This is a genomic window from Odoribacter splanchnicus DSM 20712 (assembly GCF_000190535.1).
Lineage (GTDB): Bacteria > Bacteroidota > Bacteroidia > Bacteroidales > Marinifilaceae > Odoribacter > Odoribacter splanchnicus.
The window spans coordinates 756,589-776,287 of the sequence record NC_015160.1; the positions used below are offsets into that span (position 1 = coordinate 756,589).

Genomic DNA, 19,699 nt, shown 5'->3' on the forward strand with positions numbered 1-19,699 from the left:
ATACGTGCGAAATTAGAAACAATCTGTTAAAAATAAAATTGATTTCAGCTTGAATTTTATATTTTTGTCCGAATGAATTGAAACAGACCTATAAGGGGGAGTTTGTGGTAAGATAAAATTATAAGTTGAAACATGGCTGTATATTTTATTAGCGGGATCGATACAGATGCCGGAAAATCGATCGTTACGGGAGTAATAGCCCGGACGTTGTTACAAAAAGGAGTGCATGTGATCACTCAGAAGTTTATTCAGACCGGATGTGTCGGTATTTCGGAAGATATACTGAAACACCGGGAAATTATGGGGATTCCTCCTCAGGAAGTAGATAGAGACGGTACGACCTGTCCTTATGTCATGACTTACCCGTCTTCGCCTCATTTGGCAGCCGAGATCGACCGGGTAGAAATCGATGTAGAGCGGATTCATCGGTCTACAGAAAAATTAGCTGCCGCTTACGATGTCGTATTGCTCGAGGGGGCCGGTGGGTTGTATGTGCCTGTCAGCCGGCAGTATCTGACGATCGATTATATCCAGGAATATAAACATCCGTTGATATTGGTGTCGTCGTCAAAATTGGGCAGTATCAACCACACCCTGATGAGTCTTGAATTGTGTCGTCTACGCGGTATCGAGGTAGCTTACGTCGTTTATAACGACTTTCCCAACGACAGTGAGTGGATCAAGAATGACTCGATTACCATTATCCGGCAATATCTGGATGAACATTTCCCGGATTGTCGTCTGTTGGAATTACCTGTGGTTGAGGGGGATAAGTGGCCTGAACTGGAATTGAAATAAATCGCATCGCTTCTACAGGGAAGGAATGAGCCGTTCTAGTCGAAAGAGGAACATATGCAAAAAGTAGAATTATTATCTCCGGCCAGGGATCTTGTTGTCGGTAAGGCCGCTATCGATAATGGGGCCGATGCGGTATATATCGGGGCACCTGCTTTCGGGGCCCGTAAAGCTGCAGCCAACAGTCTTGAAGATATCGGGACTTTGGTGAGGTATGCCCATCGTTTTTATTGCCGGGTATTCGTTACCCTGAATACAATATTGTATGATTCGGAGTTGGCCGAAGCGGAAAAAATGATCCGGCAATTGTACGCGATCGGGGTCGATGCTTTGATCATTCAGGATCCGGGCATATTGAATATGGATCTGCCCCCGATTTGTTTGCATGCCAGCACACAGATGCACAATTATGAACTCGAACGAATTAAGTTTTTAGATCAGCTGGGATTTCAACGGATTGTATTGGCCCGGGAGCTTTCGTTGGAGCAAATCCGGGAGATCCGGAAAGAGGTGAAAGCCGAACTGGAAGTGTTTATACACGGGGCTTTGTGTGTCAGTCTGAGCGGACAATGTTATCTCTCTCAATATATGTTCGGCCGCTCGGCTAACCGGGGCGAATGTGCGCAGCCTTGCCGGATGAAATGGACTGTCGAAGATAACAGTGGGAAAAAGTTGATTAGAGATAAATATGTATTGTCTCTCAAAGATTTGAATCTTTCTTCTTATATCGATGATTTAATAGAAGCCGGAGTCGATTCGTTTAAAATAGAAGGGCGCCTGAAGGATGAGAATTATGTGGCGAATGTTACGAATTATTATTCTTCGCTGATCGGGAACCACCCCGGCATTGTGCGGAGTGGTTCCGGACATATCCTGTCGGCATTCGAAGCAGATCCTGAGCGGAGTTTCAGCCGGGGAAGTTCCGATTATTTTATCAGGGGACGGCACAGGGGATTAGTTAATATGGATACGCCGAAATCGATGGGAAAAAAGATAGGGATAGTTAAAGAAATAAAGGGAAATACTATTATTTTGGATGCTATCGGGGAGTTGGCGAACGGAGACGGATTATGCTATTTGGAGCAGGGCGGATTGAAAGGGATAAAGGTCAATGAAGCTGTGGGAAACCGGATTGTTTGTAATGAAACGGTAAAGCTCCGGCCGGGGACCGAATTGTTCCGGAATTACGATCATCGCTTTAATATCCGTTTGGACAAAGTGAAATCCGTACGGAAGATCCGGATAAAAATAAAAGCATGGACAGCGGATCGCTGTTTATGGCTGGAAGTGACCGACGAAGATGGCGTACAAGTGATTTTACGCTCGGAAGAAACTTTTGAAAAGGCACAGAATCCTCAGCAGGCAGAACGCCTCAAACAACAACTCCTGAAATGCGGAGATTCCGATTTTGAGTGTGAGAGTGTAGATTTGAACGGCGAAGAGGTCTTATTTATTCCGGCAGCAGCGGCCAATGCATTACGTCGGAAATTATTGGAAGAATTGATAGAGGCCAGAGAAGCCCGGCGGGAGAAAATGTTACCGGGACATAGGAAGCCCCTGACTTCTGTTCCCGTTGAAGCCGATTGGCACTATAATATTGCTAATCAGGGAGCGAAAAATTTCTATGAAGCTTGTGGGGTACCTGTTGTCGGAGCATGTTTTGAGAAATCGGGATTTCAGTCGGGGGAAAAAGATTTAATGCATACCCGTTATTGCCTGTTGTATGAATTAGGACGTTGCCGAAAAATGCAGAAAAACAAAGATTTGGAATTTCCGCTTTTTCTGGTCAACGACAAACATCGGTTCCGATTGGAATTCGATTGTCAGCGCTGCTTTATGAAAGTAATAAAACATGTATAAAGTTTAAAATGTTGTAAAAAAATGTTACTACCCAACCTACTTTGCTATCGATATTATATTTTTGTTTCCGAATTTATGGAAAATAGAAATAAGCCTAAGGGGCTAAAATAAAAATTTATGTGTGGAATAGTAGGTTATATAGGAACTAAAGAAGCTTATCCTATTCTGATCAAAGGTTTGCATCGTCTTGAATATCGTGGATACGACAGCGCAGGTATTGCCTTGATTTCGGATAATCAAGAATTGAATGTTTATAAGACGAAGGGCAAGGTGGCTGATCTGGAGCGTTTTGCCGAGTCGAAAGATATATCGGGTTGTATCGGTATAGCCCATACTCGTTGGGCTACTCACGGGGAACCTAATGATGTAAATGCACATCCCCATTATTCCCAATCGAAAAATCTGGCCCTGATCCATAACGGTATCATCGAGAACTATACGGTGTTACGGGCCGAATTGGAAAATAAAGGATATATTTTTCGCAGTAATACGGATACCGAAGTCATCGTGTATTTAGTAGAGTATATTATGCGTACCAACCAGGTGGATCTATGTACAGGTGTACAGTTGGCTTTGCATCAGGTGATCGGTGCTTATGCGATTGCATTGATGGACAAAAGCAATCCCAACGAGATCATAGCTGCCCGTAAAAGTAGCCCCTTGGTTGTCGGAATCGGTATGGATGAGTTTTTTTTAGCTTCGGATGCTACGCCTATTGTGGAATATACGGATAAGGTCGTTTACCTCAATGATGAAGAGATTGCGGTGATTCGTAGGGGAGAGCCTTTGAAAGTAGTGGATTTGAATAATGTGGAAATCACTCCTGAGATAAAAAAGCTGGCTATGAACTTAAGCCAGTTGGAAAAAGGAGGTTATCCCCACTTTATGTTGAAAGAGATTTATGAACAACCTCGTACTTTACAGGATTGTATCCGGGGCAGAATCAATGTAGGAGGAAATAGTGTGGTACTTTCCGGCGTAATCGATAATCGGGATAAATTCCTGAATGCCAACCGGATTGTAATTGTTGCCTGTGGTACTTCCTGGCATGCTGCTTTGATCGGCGAACATTTGATCGAAGATTTGTGCCGTATCCCTGTTGAAGTGGAATATGCGTCGGAATTTCGTTACCGGAATCCGGTGATCCATCCGGGAGATATCGTGATCGCCATATCCCAGTCGGGAGAAACGGCCGATACCCTGGCTGCGATAGAGCTGGCGAAATCGAAAGGGGCATTTATCTACGGCATCTGTAATGTAGTCGGTTCTTCGATTGCCCGGGCTACGGATTCGGGTTCTTATATTCATGTCGGACCTGAGATCGGCGTGGCTTCCACCAAGGCTTTTACCGGCCAGGTAACCGTACTTTCGATGTTGGCCTTGACTATTGCTCAGCAGAAAGGGACTATTACCCAAGCTCGTTTCGAAGAAATGGTAAAAGAGTTGCAGGGTATACCTGAAAAGATTTCTATGGTTTTGAAAAATGCCGAGCCGGTAAAGGAATTATCTAAGATATTTACTTATGCCCGTAATTTCATTTATCTGGGACGTGGCTATAACTATCCGGCCGCTTTGGAAGGAGCATTGAAATTGAAAGAGATTTCTTATATCCATGCCGAGGGATATCCTGCTGCCGAAATGAAACATGGACCTATAGCACTTATCGATGCAGAAATGCCGGTAGTAGCTATTGCAACTACCGATAGTATATACGAAAAGACCATTAGTAATATACAGGAAATCAAAGCCCGGAAAGGAAAAGTAATCGCTATTGTCAGTGAAGGCGACCAGTTGGTACACGATATTGCCGATTATTGCATCGAAGTACCTCATGTGTTGGAACCTTTTGCTCCTTTAGTAGCTTCCATCCCTTTGCAATTGCTGGCTTATTACATTGCCGTTAATAAAGGACGCAACGTGGATCAACCCAGAAACCTGGCGAAATCAGTTACGGTTGAATAAAACGGATAGCGGCTTTTAGCCGGTAGATAAAACGGTGCCGACAGTTAAAACAGGAGTAACGGTTTAAAACTGGATTGCATCGTTTTAGGGATATTCAGTAAATAGTATAAAATTAGCCAACTAATTCATACACAAAATGTTGCGAATTAGTTGGCTTTTTTGTATCTTTAGGTATTCCCCCGCAAATAAGGTTTGGAATCCAAAACGGGGGAAATTCCCCAACAAAGATATGGCTAAGATACAAAATATTTCGGAAATTCACCCTACTTTGGGCTTTACAGAATTTGATATTATAGAAAAATATCGCAAGAGTTTTCATGAGAGTGAGCTTGGCAGGCTTCATTCGGTGTTTCCGTTTTGAGCGTATGGCAAAGACCATGGGCCTGTCGGAACAGCGACTGGGACGCAGGAACATCTTCAGTCCTTCGGCGAAGATCGCCCCTTATGGTCCTGAAGGCGTACACCGGATTCTCTGACAGGCAGCTGGTGGAACATCTTAACGGGAACATACACTACCAGATGTTCTGCGGGATTATGATAAATCCGTCCTTTCCCATAACCAACTACAAGATAGTCAGTGCCATCCGCAATGAGATAGCGTCCCGTCTTGATGTTGATTCCCTCCAGGAAGTGCTGGCTTCACACTGGGAACCCTATCTTGACAGCCTTCACGTCTGTATGACCGATGCCACATGCTATGAGAGCCATATGCGTTTTCCTACGGATATGAAACTCCTTTGGGAAAGTCTGGAATGGCTCTACAGGCAAATCTGCCTTCATTGCAGAGATTTGGGTATAAGGCGTCCGCGCAACAAGTATGCGGATGTGGCGAAGTCCTATCTGTCCTACTGCAAGAAGAGAAAAGAGGAAGGCTTCAAGGACAAGGATGCTCAAGCGTCGTATGATCAGACTCCTTGAAAAGCTCCTCATACAGAGGGATGAAATCCATAGAGAACATGGAACCTCACTCCGATATACCCAGGATTACCAGAAGCGTCTTTCCATCATCAGAAAGGTTCTTGTACAGGAAAAGGAAATGTTTGTAGGGAAGAAGGTCAGGGACCGCATCGTCAGCATTGACCGTCATTATGTACGTCCCATTGTAAGAGGCAAGGAAACAAAGTCCGTCGAGTTCGGTGCGAAGGTCAACAACATACAGATAGACGGCATATCGTTCATCGAACACCTCTCGTTCAAGGCTTTCAACGAAGGTATACGCCTGAAGGACTGTATCCGCATGCAGCAGAAGCTCATGAATGTGAGGGTAAGATGCGTGGCTGCCGATTCCATATATGCCAATAATGCCAACAGAAAGTTCTGTACAAAATATGGAATATCCACATCCTTTGTACGCAAGGGAAGGGCGGCCAGGGATGAATCCTTGAGAAAGGTTCTCAGAAGTGAACTCTCCAAAGAAAGGGCCACCAGGCTTGAAGGCAGCTTCGGCACACAGAAGCAGCATTACTCACTCTCAAGGATAAAGGCACGGAACAGGAAGACGGAAATCCTATGGATTTTCTTTGGAATACATACGGCAAATGCCATACTGATGATAGATAAAATCAGGAACCGGGCGGATAAAGCGGCATGACATAAATTTACCGACAGAACCAGAAGGGGTCATCAGACCTCTTCCGAAGCGTCGTGTCTAACAAGATAGGATTATGTGAAAAAACACAGAAAAAGGGCAATAATAATGGCATATAAAGTGATTATACTCTATCAACTTTATATGCCATCTTACTTTTTAGGGACATTTACTGAATATCCCGTTTTATTCGTTGTTGCTGTTTTATCTGTCCGGCTCCCTTTTTACCGGTAAGGCTATTCTACGATTACAGAAGTCTGTTTTTTGCCATCCATATAGACCGTTACGGGTTTGGCAAACCGGACGTGGCGGACGAATTCTTTTTCTTCGATCAATTGCTGATTTCGAATAATGTCGTAATTGATGAAGGAGCTGTCCGATTCGTAAGGTACGGCAAAGTATCCGACATTCATGGAAGTCACATTGTGAAAGAAATGGGACCCCAGCGAAGCGTCCAGGGGGAAATCCCTTAATCCTTGTTCGACGATAATCCTGGCTTTAGAAATATCCGACCACAATACAGGAATGCCGGTCAATTTGTCCCGTGTTCCCCAACGTCCCGGTCCGATCAGGATATAGGGGGTGTCGGTGGCTTTTAATTTTTCATTGAAAAATTTCACTTCTTCGGCCATCTGTTCGGTGCGCAAGCGGTCGAAATGTCGGGGATCGACATAAATCAGATCCTGAATGTCGGTGATTTTCCCGTTGCCCATTCCTTTGTCGGCCCGTAAGATCGCTTTACTCATATCGATATTTTCTTTGTCGATATCCATATGATATTCATTTTTGATCAGGGGTTTGATCTGCAGGACATAAAATTTCCATTCTTTGTTTTCCCGATTGACTGCAAATTCCATTTCGACGGGAGCTCCCATCGCCTGGGAGAAAATATCCAGCAGTATATCCAGGGTCGAAGCCAGAGGAATATAGTCGTATTGCAGTATGTCCGGAAAGTTGACAATCCGGGGGCCACGTACACTGAAATCGAAACCTATGCGGTCGTTCATAAAATCGTAGACCGAAGCACAATGCTGTAAATTACCGTCTTCTTCTATCGCTTTCAAGTCATAAGATCGGATAGCGGCATCTTCACCGTCTTTCACCAGATTGTAGTCCGGATGGATCATGTCTATGGCATAAAAATATTTTTGCGAATCCCGGGCCATATCCTGGATAGAGGCCAGTTGCAATTTGGGATAACGGGGACAAAAACGATAGGTCTTTTCTCCCCCCACCACATATGCTCCAAGGCCCAGTGCTATGACTGCAAATCCATCTTCCGGTTTAATGTAAGAAAAAGGATAGAAGTTATAGGATTGGGCGACTCCACTGATGTTGGGATAATATTTTCCGTTGTATTCGTTTCCTACTACCTCCTGGAGGATTACCGCCATTTTTTCTTCTTCGATCATACAGTCGATCGCGTGAAAGTAAGCTCTCGAACTATCGGTGAATATCGATGAATACACCAGTTTTACGGCAGTTTCGAGATCGTCGATCCGGCGTTCGATATCGGGGTGGTTATTGGGAATCAAATACGTAGAATAAACACCTGCAAAAGGCTGACTGAGCGAATCTTCGAACAAACCGGACGAGCGTACGGCCAAGGGTTTACGCATCACTTCCAGGTAGGAGCGGAGCTTGTCCCTGAGTTTTTGAGATAAGGGAGCCGCTATGAAGGCCGCTTTCACTTCTTCGTAACTTTCATCACTATAAATAATCCGACTCAACCCATTGTTATCTATGAAGTTATCAAATTCATCCACACCGATGATCGCCGTTTTCGGAATTTCTATCTTTAGTTTCGGGATCAGCTTCTTAAAATCGACGTTTTCGATAAAATTGGACAGGAAAGCCATTCCCCGGCCTTTACCTCCGAAGGAACCTTTACCTAAACGGGTGATGTAACGGTTCGAATCGACTAATTTGGGGTTGTAATTGATGATCCGCCCTTTGATTTTTTTCAGTTCTGCCGCTTCGAATACCCGTAGGATGAATTGCCGCATTTCGGCCGGAGTAGGGAAATCTTCAAACCGGTATCTTTTCAGATGTTTCGCTAAAGTAATTTCCCGGTGGGCCATTAACCAGGTGGAAATACCGTTGCGAATGGAGTGGTATATCAAAGATTCATCCGGGATGCTCAGCAGTTTTTGTTTAAATTCTTCTATCGAAGTGGCTCTGTCGATCGGTTCTCCGTTTTTGTTCCGGAAAATAAAATCTCCGAATCCCAGATATCCTTTGATAAAATCCTGGATATCATGAGCCAGAGTCGGGGAATTTTTATTAATAAAAGCAGCATGCAACTCTTCTGCTTTTACTGTATTTTCTATCTCCTGGCTTTGAAGCATACAGGGAATATACGCTCCGGTTCGCTTGACATAGCGGATCAATTCGATTCCGGCTTCTTCATCTTCCTCTCCATTCCGTTTATAGCGCACATCCGATATGACTCCGATCAGATTTTCCCGGTAATGATCGATAACGTATACTGCCTCTTCATAGTTGGTTGCTAATATTACTTTCGGTCTTACCCTTATTTTCATCACAATACTCATATCGTTGTCCTGAGGTTCTGAGAAAATGAGTTCCTGAGTTTGTGTCATGACCTCAGTATAAAGTAAAGGCAAATAACGGGAATAATACCGGATCGAGTTTTCGACCAATAGGATTACCCGGATATCTCCCAAATGGGTGTCCCGGTCGAGGTTCATTTTATCCTCGATGTATTTGGCCATGACCAGGAATATCTTGGTGGAACCGTTCCAGACGAACAACCTTTCGATAGATTCGTACAACCGATCTTCTATAGTATGAAAATAGGCCAGGTCCGAATTGTTGTTTACCAGCATCAGCTGACAGATATTCGGATACAAATCTTTCAGATGACGGCTGATGACCAAAGGAGTTTGTTTGTCCAGACCGGCCATCAGGATGATCAGGTCGATATGCCTTTCGGACAAAATCTTCAGGGCTTCTGCTTCGCTGGCGACAGAAGTAAAACGGGGGGCGGTATACAGGTTGACCTGTAAATATTCCCCCACGATTTTATCGGTGAATTGCCCTTCCCGTTCGATGGTATAAGCATCATAATAATTGGCGATCAAAAGAATTTCTTTGATTTTGAAGGGCATTAATTCCTGGAAAATGTCCCGGTCGCTCTTTTTACGTTTGTAGATTTTGTGTAGTTCGATTGACATAAACAGATCATTCAATGGTAATAGACTAGCTATCCTGTTGTACAGAATGATGTAAAATTACAAAAGTTTGGCGACTTGACAATGGTTAAATATACATATTGATCATTGCTTCGTATAGTTCTTGTTTACCGCTGGTTTGTTTGGGTTCTCCGTGAGCGATCGCATATTCCCGCAGATCTTCCAGCGAAAGTTTACCTTCTTCGAATGGCCGGCGAGAGTGGCATGGTTGACTTCGATATTTACTTTAAAATCTTTATCGAGGCCGTGTGCTTTAAGAAAACCGATTACCGTTTCTGTATCTGCGTCGTATTGGTGTTTCATCGGTTCCATCGGTTTGGGTTCGATCAGGAATGTTCCCTTAAAACCTTGGCTACGGGCATAATCCCGCGCTTTGGCCAATAGGAGGGCGAGGTGGTTCTTTTCACGCTTCTGATCGGTATTCAGTAGGGACATATAACCTTCACGGCCTCCCCAGAAAACATAGTTTTCACCTCCGAGGGCGATAGTGGCATCCAATGCGTTTTTTATTTGGACAGCAGCCCGTGCCACGACATCGAAATCGGGATTGGTAGCTGCTCCGTTCATATAACGGGCATGTCCGAAGACATTCGCTGTTCCCCACAATAGTTTGCTCCCTGTTTCAGCCTGTTTCTTGCGGGCATAGGCAACTATTTCTTCGTAGGCTTCGATAGAAGCGAGCAGTTTCCCCTGGTAGTCGGAAATGATCCGGGAAGAGAGTTTTATGAAAGGAAAATTCTTTTTTCCCAGGTACCTCTGCATGGAACGCAGGCTGGAGGCGTATACCCGGGCTGTTTCCTAATGACCGCTTTCACGAAGCTCTCGGATTTTCCGTGAAAAATAGAAATAAAAACCGGCTTCGTGGGTTAACACGCCGTAAGTCCTGAACACGTCCTCTATTTCGTATTCCCGGGATTTCTTTTCTATCATTGAAATACACTTTAACAGTACTCTTGAGATACTTTCGCACCTGTGGTTGATCCTCCGAATCGACTCCGGGGTGTTTTCCCCGCCGTCGATAACCCTTCCTTTTACGGGATCAAACAGGGTATCCGGGATACTGAATCCTGTATAAACAACCTTTTTCCTTCGCTTGTGAAGAACCTGCACGACTAACGGGAATTTGCCGGACCGGTTGCTCCTTCCTTTTACCAATACTGTTTTAACTGTTGCCATAAGTTTTTTATTAGTTAGACATTTGACACTTCCTTGTTTCCTGGAAAGGAAGCATAAACTTATATGCATCAAATCGGAAAAAGACCAAAAAAGTTCAGTAACCAAGCGGGAAAATTGCACGAAAGACGGGAAGTCGGTTCCAAACCCGTCGGTAAGGAAACGGTACGTCTTGTATGTATAGGATTTTTTTCAACTTGCCAAACATGAAAAATGGAACAGGGTGAGATGGTAAAGCATGTCCCAATACATCCCCAAGTAAACCACGGGGATTAAGCATGGCAGATGGGATTTTTTCGCTGCACAAGACAAAAAAGGCGGCCCCACCTGCCGCCTGTAGATTGATAAAGAGAGAATTCCATCCTACGCGAGATGATCAAAGCCATATGGATCCAGCTTCCACATCCCCCGCCTGGTAGGTATAGGAGATGAACTCCTCAAGCGCCTCCTTCCATGTAAGATTGAAGGTTTTCATGATGGAGTGTAGCGTGCGGTTGCTGTCTTCATCCAAGCTATCCTCCCCGATTAGGTTCACATCTGCCTCCGGGTCCACATCAACAAACTCCTCGCGGCTCCAAAATACCACTACCGGGATGCTCAGGTTAATATCCCATGTTCCACGCTGGATCAATACCCCGGAGGGCTTGTAGAACGGGTCAAAGCCGTTTGTCTGCGGGTTCTTTTTAGAATTGTAGCCGTGATACAGGCGGAGTTTTAGGTCAAACTCCTTGCGGTCCTTCAGGAACCGGATAACTCCTTTTAATCCTACCGGGTTAGTGCCTCCCGTAATTTCCGCCTCGTTGTCATGTTTGGTCTTGTCCCAGGGCGTGGTATCCACGTAGAGATAATCCACCAGTGCCTCCGGATCATTGTCGTCAGCTTCCGGTTTCCCGTCAAAGGTAGGTCTCACGTTCTCCGGGGTGAAGAAATGCTGGTGGATATTCTCCTGCCCGTTCTCCACGAACTGGCCGTTCATCAACTCTCCTTTGGAATTGTAGTAATAGATAAACATCAGGTAAACCGGGGCCGGGGTAAAGTTGTTTCCATTTTTATATTCGCCGTTTTTCTGAACGTAAAACTTGCCCTGGCTTCCTTCAGCAAGGGTCCATCCACTGCCGGCCTTCAGTTCATAAGTGATCTCCTGGACACGTTTCATATATCTGGCCGGGGATTCCGGATTTTGGTGGGGACCTCCGGCCTTCTGTATCTCGTTCCAGTCAGCGTGCAGGTGGCATTCAACGAGGCGGACGGTCATTTTTGCCGGGTCCTCATGCAGTTTGTTCTTCGTCTCGTCTTCTGGTATTACAGGATCCTTGCTGCAAGAGTTCAGTGACAGGACAAGGGACACTCCTACCAGAAGTGCCCACACGGTTTTACATGCAATTGTTCTCATTTTTTCTTTTTATTTATTAGTGTTGATTATAGTTGTTATAAATTAAAAAATCCAGTTTACACCGCAACGCACATCACGTCCCATATCATGCGCATAATAACGCGAGCGGTTGGTGTATTCCTTGTACTCACGGTTCAGGAGGTTGTCTGCCGACAGCATGAACCGGACCTGGCGTCCCCGTTTCACGGGAAGTTCAAGACCAGCGTCGAACCCGAGGAGATGGTACGCCGGGGGAGTATACGGGATAAGATCCGTGTCCGGATCAAACTGCCTCTGTTTTGCGGTGAAACGGTGCCTGATGTTCAGGCGCAGCCTGAGATGCGATTTCGTCTCGTGGATCCACGCAAGTTCATGGCTGAAACGGAAGGAGGGAATATAAGGAAGATAATTACCCTTTGTCCGTTCGTTTGCCCGTATAAAGGAGACGACGGCATGGTAGTCCCATGAACCGCCCGGAGTGAAACGCAGGTCAAAGTCCATACCGCGGAAGAAAGCCGGGGTCTGCCTGTACTGGAAGACCGGGTATGTCCCCGAAATCACGGTGACTGTCTCTTTCTCCGGCCCGTCATAGATATAGCCGTCCACCCATTGCAGGTAACCGTCCAGACAGACGCTGAACATCCCGTCGCCGTAACGGAGGGAAGATATCCATTTGTAGCTTCTTTCCGAGTGCATCGCAGAGTCTCCCCTGACAAACATCCCAGACCCGAGCTCGTTCCCGTTGCTGTATAGTTCATACACGTGAGGGGCACGCCAAGCCAGACCGAAGTTGGAGGTGAGCCTCCAGCGTCTGGAAAGTTGATAGTGTCCTCCCAGGCTGTAGGACACGTTGTTAAACTTTCTTGTCCCGCCATAGGGGCTTCCCGTCCAGTCATAACCACTGGCACGGGTTTCCTGCATATCCAGGCGGAGGCCTGCTTCAACGCCTCCCCTGGCCAGGTGATATTTCCCGATTCCGTATATCCCTGCCTGTGTCTCCGTGTAGTTCGGGATAACGGGCACGAATCCGGTACCCGCGCGGCTGTGGTTCTCGATGAATATGACCTGACCTCCCGCCTCGACCTGCCAGGAGCGGTAATCCCGCTTCCAGCGCAGAAGATGCTGGAATGAATTCAGGTACAGGGAAACCGCCGGAATGTTAGAATCCAGCCGCCGGACACGGTTTTCCTGCCTATCGTCCTTCTGCCAGGTACTCTGCCAGTGAATACTTCCCCCCTTCTTCATGCCGAGCCGCATCCTGCCGAATGCGATCTGATGGGTGACCTCTTGGCAGGGAGGCCTGATACCACGGGAGAAGGGATCCGTGTGCAGGGGGCGACCAAGCCGGATACGTTCCGCCAGCAGGTCCTCGCTACCCATCTGAGCGCTGAGCATCACCCCTGTCCGGCTGTAGAAGCGGCTGTAGAAACCTTCCACTCTCAGACGTCCGCGGTCATAGCCCAGAGAGGCGGAAGCGTGATACTCTCTGGTTCCCGTGTTGTTCAGAAGATAGTGCGCAGTGGAACGGTCCCCGGAATTTGACCAGGTTCCCTGCAGACGCCAGGCGAAATCACCGGGAAAAGCACCTTCGAGCTGTCCGGTAGCCACGTAGCGACGCCCGTTACTTCCGTAAAGTGCGGAGATTCCCCCTCGAAGGGAGCGTTTTCTGAAAGGAAGCGGAGACTGCTCCATGACGATAATCCCTCCAAGGGCATCCGAACCGTATCTTACCGCATCGGAGCCCTTAATTACCGAAACAGAGGAGCTGCCGTTCATGTCCACTTCGGGAGCGTGGTCGGCCCCCCATTGCTGCCCGGTCTGGCGGGCACCGTTATGGATGATTAGTATCCGGTTCCCGTACATTCCTTGGATAACGGGTTTGGATACAGTGGTTCCCGTGCTGATGGAACTTACCCCGCTGACACGTTCGAGCAGGGTGGCAAGCGAGGTTCCCAGTGCGTTCCTGATTTCGGGAGATGAAAGGCGCCGGCTCACCACGTTGGGTGACACCCCGGCATGTTCACCGGTCACGACCACTTCCCCGAGTTTTTGTATGTCCAGGGAGAGACATACGGTATGTATGCTGCTTTCTTTGAATACCTCGTTCAAAGGCACACGCCGGGAACCGTAACCCAGGCACTGCACGAGGACCGTATCCATGAAACACGTTCCATGGCCGAAAACAATCATTCCACGGGGGGAGCTGACAAGTAACCGTTCCCCGGTCAGGATATAGGCCCCTTCAATGGGAAGCCCGCTTTCCTGGTCAATGACCAGCAGAGTATCGCGTGTGCCCGTCGATTGCCGGTCAGCCTGTACCCGTGCTTCCATGGGAGAAGGGAGGGTACATAGGCAGACAACAAGCAGGCACACATACTGGAGATATGCATGAAATGTCATACTTGAAAAAATATAAACGGGTTATAATCTGTTAAGACGGGACATGAAAAGCCCCTGCACGCAATCACAGTGATGGCATGCGAATCCCTCAAGGGAGTTATGACAAACACACAGGGGGTGCACGGAGGAAATGCGGGAAAAGAGTGACGATGACATCTGTTTCCCCGGAGATAAGATACCTGACAGGTCTGCCAGTCGGAATATAATCGTATATAAAAATCCCTGCCTCGATAAACGGAGAGAGCGTAAAGAGACAGATGGTACAATTTTCAGGAGAATCGTGACGGGAGTGCCCCTGTTCGTTATGGGATACGCACGAATGTTCCCCGTGAACATGAAAAGCTTTCACGAGGAAAAAGGGCATCAATGTCAGCAACAACATGCATGCTATGACAGCCCGCTGTCTCTGTCTTTTTTTCGTACGATCCATTAGTTTGCAAAATTAACGGTTTTAATCATCACTCGCAATACCTACAAATAATGATTTGCAAGCATAAACACCATGTATATTTGCTACGGATACCAGGACAGACCGTTTTGGTGCAAGGTGTAGCAATGAATAATATACTAAAAATCAATGATTTACATTTTTAGTAACAAGAATAGGTGCAAATTCTTTTTTGCACTTATTCTGTTACTTACACTTTTCTTGTTTTTCCGTTTACACAGAAAACTAAAAATCTCCTATTTTTTTCTTTTTCGGTCAAAATCCCTATATTTGTATCAGTTCTAAAAGTGAAGCAAAGCAATGCGCTGAAATTAGCACCGCTACCAAATCGCTACCAATTACCAGGCTTATCGTTCTTTACGCTTTATCAATCAGCCGATTAAAAGAAAATCTTAGTTTTTTATGAAAAAACGGCGTTTTATTTATATTTGCAGGGAGAAACAGATCAGGTCGATGGAAAACAGGAAAAGGCTTTGGATATTCAATCCGGATTGTGAGATGGCGATTGCCAATGGAAGTAAATACTATATGCCTCCGGCTAATGTGGTGACCATGGCTGAAGATTTGGCGGTTTTACCTGTATTTCTGGGAGAATCGGAAGATTGGGTCTTAGTCAGGAATTTACCGGATCCGGTATTTATGGCATCGGTTTATGAGCCTTTGCATTTGAAGGCCGGTTTTATTCAGGAGGCAGAAGCCGGGATTTTGGGAGAGGTGAAAGGGGAACCGTGGGGATGGAGTCCGAAAATGTGCCATTGGCTGGCCGAACGGGGGATGGGTGAGGAGTGGAAGACGGAACGAAAAGAGTGGTATAGCCGCAGGAAAGCCCGGGAAGGGTTGATTCGTTTGTTCGGTTTGATTCCTGATCTGGAAAAGGAAGTGATTCCGGAGACAGGTTATTCTATCGAAGAGATCGAACAGAAAATGAAAACCGGAAAATACCTGGTGAAAGCGCCCTGGTCTTCTTCGGGGAAAGGTATTCTGGTACTCGGAAAACCTATTGCTGTGAAAGAGAAAGAACGATTACACGGGATATTGAAACGGCAGGGGTATGTTATGTTGGAAAAAAAATTGAATAAGGTACTGGATTTTGCCATGGAGTTTTGTGCAGGAAGGCAAGGGGTGGAATTTATCGGATGGTCGGTATTTTCTACCGGCCTGAACGGTGAATATCGCGGGAATTATCTGGGAGCTCAAGCGTATATTGAGCAATTACTGGGAAGTAAATTAGGAGAAGAAAAGTTGCAGTCGCTGAAACAGGAATTGCCGGATATGATTGCCGGGATTTTGCCCGATTACCGGGGATATTTAGGGATAGATATGATGATTTATTCCGACTCTGCGGGAAAGTATAGAGTGCAACCTTGCCTGGAAATCAATCTGCGTTATAATATGGGAATAGTCGCCCTTATGTTGAGCCGGCGATATTTGGACGAACATGCGGAAGGAGAGTTCACGGTTCGTTATTATGCCAAAGCGGGGGAGGCCTGGCAGGAGCACAGGCATTTGCAACAGCTCTATCCGGCCGTATATAAAAATAACCGGATAAAATCCGGTTATTTAAATCTGACTCCAGTCAATGAAGCCACCCATTTTGTGGCATCCCTGATCTGTTATTGAATCTTGGTATCTTTCAGAATTACGTCGTGTGCTCCTCCTTCGACAATAGAAGTAGAGGATACCAAGGTGATTTTTGCTCTTTCCTGTAATTGAGGAATCGTAACGGAACCACAGCTACACATGGTCGATTTGATTTTGCCCAGGGTGATTTCCAGATTGTCTTTCATTTTTCCGGCATATGGAACATAACTGTCGACCCCTTCTTCGAATTTCAGGGCAGCTTTACTGTTTCCTCCCATATCGTAGCGTTGCCAGTTTTGAGCACGGTTGGATCCTTCTCCCCAATATTCTTTCACATAGCTATTACCGATAGCCAGTTTTTTACTCGGACTCTCGTCGAAGCGGGCAAAGTAGCGTCCCATCATCAGGAAGTCGGCGCCCATGGCCAATGCTAAGGTCATGTGATAGTCATGTACAAGTCCTCCGTCGGAACAGATCGGAATATAAATACCGGTTTGTTCGAAATATTCCTGACGAGCCTGGCATACTTCGATCAGAGCAGTCGCCTGTCCCCGGCCGATCCCTTTTTGCTCACGAGTGATACAGATAGAACCACCGCCGATCCCTACTTTTACAAAATCGGCTCCGGCTTTCACCAGATATAAGAATCCTTCTTTATCCACCACATTACCACCGCCTACCTTGACTTCTTCGTTATACGTTTCTTTAATCCAGCGGATCGTTTCGTATTGCCATTCCGAAAAACCGTCGGAAGAATCTACTACCAGCACATCTACTCCGGCATCTACCAAAGCAGGTACCCGTTCTTTAAAGTCGCGGCTGTTAATTCCGGCTCCGACCATCAGTTTTTTATGGCTGTCGAGCAATTCATTGGGATTTTCTATATGATTGTCGTAGTCTTTGCGGAAGACAAAATATTGAAGTCTTTGATTGTCGTCTATAATCGGAAGGCAATTCAACTTATGATCCCAGATGATCGTATTGGCTTCACTTAAAGTCAGCCCCAACTTTCCTACAATCAGATTTTCGAAAGGAGTCATGAAATCAACTACCGGTTTATCTAACGGATCTGTTTTCAACCGATAATCCCGGCTTGTAATCATACCTAATAATTTTCCATTAGGGGTTCCGTCATCCGTAATGGCGACACTGGCGTGTCCGGTTTGTTCCTTTAAGCGAACAACATCCTGTAGGGTACAATCGGGACGTAAATTAGAATCACTCACTACAAATCCGGCTTTGAATTTCTTTACCCGCCTTACCATCTCGGCCTGACTTTCGATAGGTTGAGAACCGAAAATAAACGACAAACCTCCGTTACGGGCTAAGGCAATAGCCAGACCGTCGTCGGAGACTGCCTGCATCACTGCAGATACAAACGGAATGTTCAATTGTATTTTCGAGGTTTCCCCTTGACGGAATTTGACAACCGGCGTTTTCAAGGAAACATTGTCAGGAGTACACTCTTTGGTGGTGAGTGACGGAATTAACAGATATTCTCCAAATGTACGTGATACTTCTTTAATGTAATGAGCCATATGCTGTGGATTTTTAAAAATTGAGCGAAATTACTCAATTCCCGCTTAAATCCCAAGCCCGATCTGTTATTTTTTACTTAATTTTAGAGGTAGTCCTGGAATTTTTCGGACTTAGAATGAATCTTTCGATTTCAATATTTGATCGATGACCGGTGTGATATCCTGATTTTTGTGAATACGTAACGGTTTAACTCCGGCATCTTCAGCACATTTTACATCCTTTGAGCTATCCCCGATAAACCAGGATCGCTTCTTATCGATATGGAATTCTTCGATGGCCAGGTTGACCATATAAGGAGAAGGTTTCCGGCAAACACAGGTTTTTATGCTTTCATGGTGGGGACAATAATAGATCTTAGTCAGGGTCACTCCATGCTTTTCCAATTCGGCACACATCTTTTCGTGTACTTTGAACATATCTTCCCGGGTATATATCCCTTTAGCGATTCCTCCCTGATTGGTGATGACGATCAAAAGATAACCGGCTTTCTGAAGACGTTTCAAGCCTTCGATGACTCCCGGATTGAATACAAAGTCCTCCGGTTTGTATATATAATAATGTCCTTCGTCCGAATTGATCGTGCCGTCCCGGTCCAAAAATACGGCTTTATTCAAAGGTTGGGTCGATATTGAAGTAGTTGTTCTTTTCATATGGTTTAATACGTTCTTGGGATGATTATAGTTACTTGTCCGGGAATATTAATGCATGATTTTGAATATCAGCTCTTTCAGTAATTCTCCGTCCGAAATATTCGCATTACCTACCCCTTTGGATTTCATGTCGTATTCCCGCAGCAAGGAGATCGTGGTTGCACATTTCATGGCATTATAGATTTTACCTCCGTCGATATAGTCTTTCATAAAAAAAGGATGTACACCTAATAACCTGGCCATTTCCTGAGTATTGGGCGTCGTTTTTTTCTGATAGTGATAGGTCAGCAGGTTCAGGAAATACCTGAAAAGGGTGGTGATGGTCAATACCAGGGGATTGTTTTTCGGGTTGGCTTCAAAGTAGTTCACAATCTGATTGGCTTTTAGGAAATCCTTACGAATTATGGCACTCAGGAGCTCGAAACTATTGAAGTCTTTACTGATTCCTGTATGTTCCTCGACCAGAGATTCCTGTATTTCACCTCCCTGAGGTAAAAGCAGTACCAGCTTATCGATTTCATTCGCTACCCGGCTCAGATCGGTTCCCAAGCTTTCGGCCAGGATACCGGCTGCTTTAGTCGTGATTCCATATGATTTTTCTTTACAATAACCGATGATCCATTCCGGAATCTTGTTGTCATAAAGTTTGGCCGATTCGAAATAAATACAATGGGGAGTATTCCCGAGTTTTTTAAATACTCCCTTACGTTTGTCCGGTTTCTTATTTTTATACGCCAGGACCAGAATGGTCGAATTTTGGTAATGATCGATATAAGGTAATAGATTGTCGAAGTCCCGGATATTCTGAGCTTCCCGGACAATGACCACCTGTCGTTCGGACATCATTGGAAAACGGCGGGCGGTATCGGTGATCGTACTCATCGATACATCGTTCCCATATAAAACAGTTTGGTTAAATGCCTTTTCATCCTCGGTCAGCACGGTATTTTCGAGTAATGCAGTCAACCGGTCGATAAAAAAAGGTTCCTCACCGCATAGAAAATAGATGGGTTTATATTTCCGGGCCTTGATATCTTTCCTGATCTCTTCGAATGTCATCGTTTTACAATTTGTTAATGCGCCGATAATTGGGCTGAACAATCTATGCAAAGTTAG

The 19,699-nt window shown here is 45.6% G+C and carries 13 protein-coding genes and 1 pseudogene; 5 read left to right on the forward strand and 9 right to left on the reverse strand.

What is annotated here, in order from left to right; genetic code table 11:
* Positions 1–132: 132 nt before the first annotated feature.
* The 4 genes and pseudogenes from bioD (at position 133) to ODOSP_RS03190 (ending at position 6,208) form a co-directional block, all read left to right on the forward strand.
* Entirely contained in the window at positions 133–798 is a 666-nt protein-coding gene (bioD, locus tag ODOSP_RS03175; protein WP_013610967.1) for a dethiobiotin synthase, read from the forward strand.
* Positions 799–852: 54 nt separating this feature from the next.
* Entirely contained in the window at positions 853–2,655 is a 1,803-nt protein-coding gene (locus ODOSP_RS03180) for a peptidase U32 family protein (protein WP_013610968.1), read from the forward strand.
* Between the two features lie 117 nt (positions 2,656–2,772).
* Positions 2,773–4,617, forward strand: coding sequence for a glutamine--fructose-6-phosphate transaminase (isomerizing) (gene glmS, locus ODOSP_RS03185; RefSeq protein WP_013610969.1), 1,845 nt, complete (start codon positions 2,773–2,775; stop codon positions 4,615–4,617).
* 229 nt (positions 4,618–4,846) lie between these two features.
* A pseudogene (locus tag ODOSP_RS03190) lies at positions 4,847–6,208 on the forward strand (transposase).
* A gap of 233 nt (positions 6,209–6,441) precedes the next feature.
* Here the strand turns inward: ODOSP_RS03190 and ODOSP_RS03195 are convergent.
* The 6 genes from ODOSP_RS03195 to ODOSP_RS19140 form a co-directional block, all read right to left on the reverse strand.
* Positions 6,442–9,402, reverse strand: a complete 2,961-nt coding sequence (locus tag ODOSP_RS03195; protein WP_013610970.1) for a PEP/pyruvate-binding domain-containing protein — start codon at positions 9,400–9,402, stop codon at positions 6,442–6,444.
* Positions 9,403–9,504: 102 nt separating this feature from the next.
* A complete protein-coding gene (locus ODOSP_RS19400; RefSeq protein ID WP_374938222.1) occupies positions 9,505–10,182 on the reverse strand; it encodes a TIM barrel protein in 678 nt (225 codons plus the stop codon).
* 36 nt (positions 10,183–10,218) lie between these two features.
* Positions 10,219–10,665, reverse strand: a complete 447-nt coding sequence (locus ODOSP_RS20130) for a hypothetical protein (protein ID WP_306442652.1) — start codon at positions 10,663–10,665, stop codon at positions 10,219–10,221.
* A gap of 304 nt (positions 10,666–10,969) precedes the next feature.
* Complete coding sequence (locus ODOSP_RS03210; protein ID WP_013610971.1) at positions 10,970–11,986, reverse strand: hypothetical protein; 1,017 nt, start codon at positions 11,984–11,986, stop codon at positions 10,970–10,972.
* A gap of 42 nt (positions 11,987–12,028) precedes the next feature.
* Positions 12,029–14,365: a TonB-dependent receptor gene (locus ODOSP_RS03215; RefSeq protein WP_013610972.1), complete on the reverse strand. Its 2,337-nt coding sequence runs from the start codon at positions 14,363–14,365 to the stop codon at positions 12,029–12,031.
* 97 nt (positions 14,366–14,462) lie between these two features.
* Positions 14,463–14,795, reverse strand: a complete 333-nt coding sequence (locus ODOSP_RS19140) for a hypothetical protein (protein ID WP_013610973.1) — start codon at positions 14,793–14,795, stop codon at positions 14,463–14,465.
* A gap of 420 nt (positions 14,796–15,215) precedes the next feature.
* Here ODOSP_RS19140 and ODOSP_RS03220 point away from each other — a divergent pair, with 420 nt between their 5' ends.
* Positions 15,216–16,433, forward strand: a complete 1,218-nt coding sequence (locus ODOSP_RS03220; protein ID WP_013610974.1) for a hypothetical protein — start codon at positions 15,216–15,218, stop codon at positions 16,431–16,433.
* Here ODOSP_RS03220 and ODOSP_RS03225 read toward each other — a convergent pair.
* From ODOSP_RS03225 to holA, 3 genes are all read right to left on the reverse strand, one after another.
* Complete coding sequence (locus ODOSP_RS03225) at positions 16,427–17,932, reverse strand: IMP dehydrogenase (protein ID WP_013610975.1); 1,506 nt, start codon at positions 17,930–17,932, stop codon at positions 16,427–16,429. The two genes, ODOSP_RS03220 and ODOSP_RS03225, sit on opposite strands and share 7 nt — an antisense overlap.
* Before the next feature lie 111 nt (positions 17,933–18,043).
* Positions 18,044–18,583 carry a D-glycero-alpha-D-manno-heptose-1,7-bisphosphate 7-phosphatase gene (locus ODOSP_RS03230; protein WP_013610976.1) on the reverse strand — a complete coding sequence of 180 codons (540 nt, stop codon included), beginning with the start codon at positions 18,581–18,583 and terminating at the stop codon, positions 18,044–18,046.
* 48 nt (positions 18,584–18,631) lie between these two features.
* Entirely contained in the window at positions 18,632–19,642 is a 1,011-nt protein-coding gene (holA, locus tag ODOSP_RS03235) for a DNA polymerase III subunit delta (protein WP_013610977.1), read from the reverse strand.
* Between the last annotated feature and the right edge of the window lie 57 nt (positions 19,643–19,699).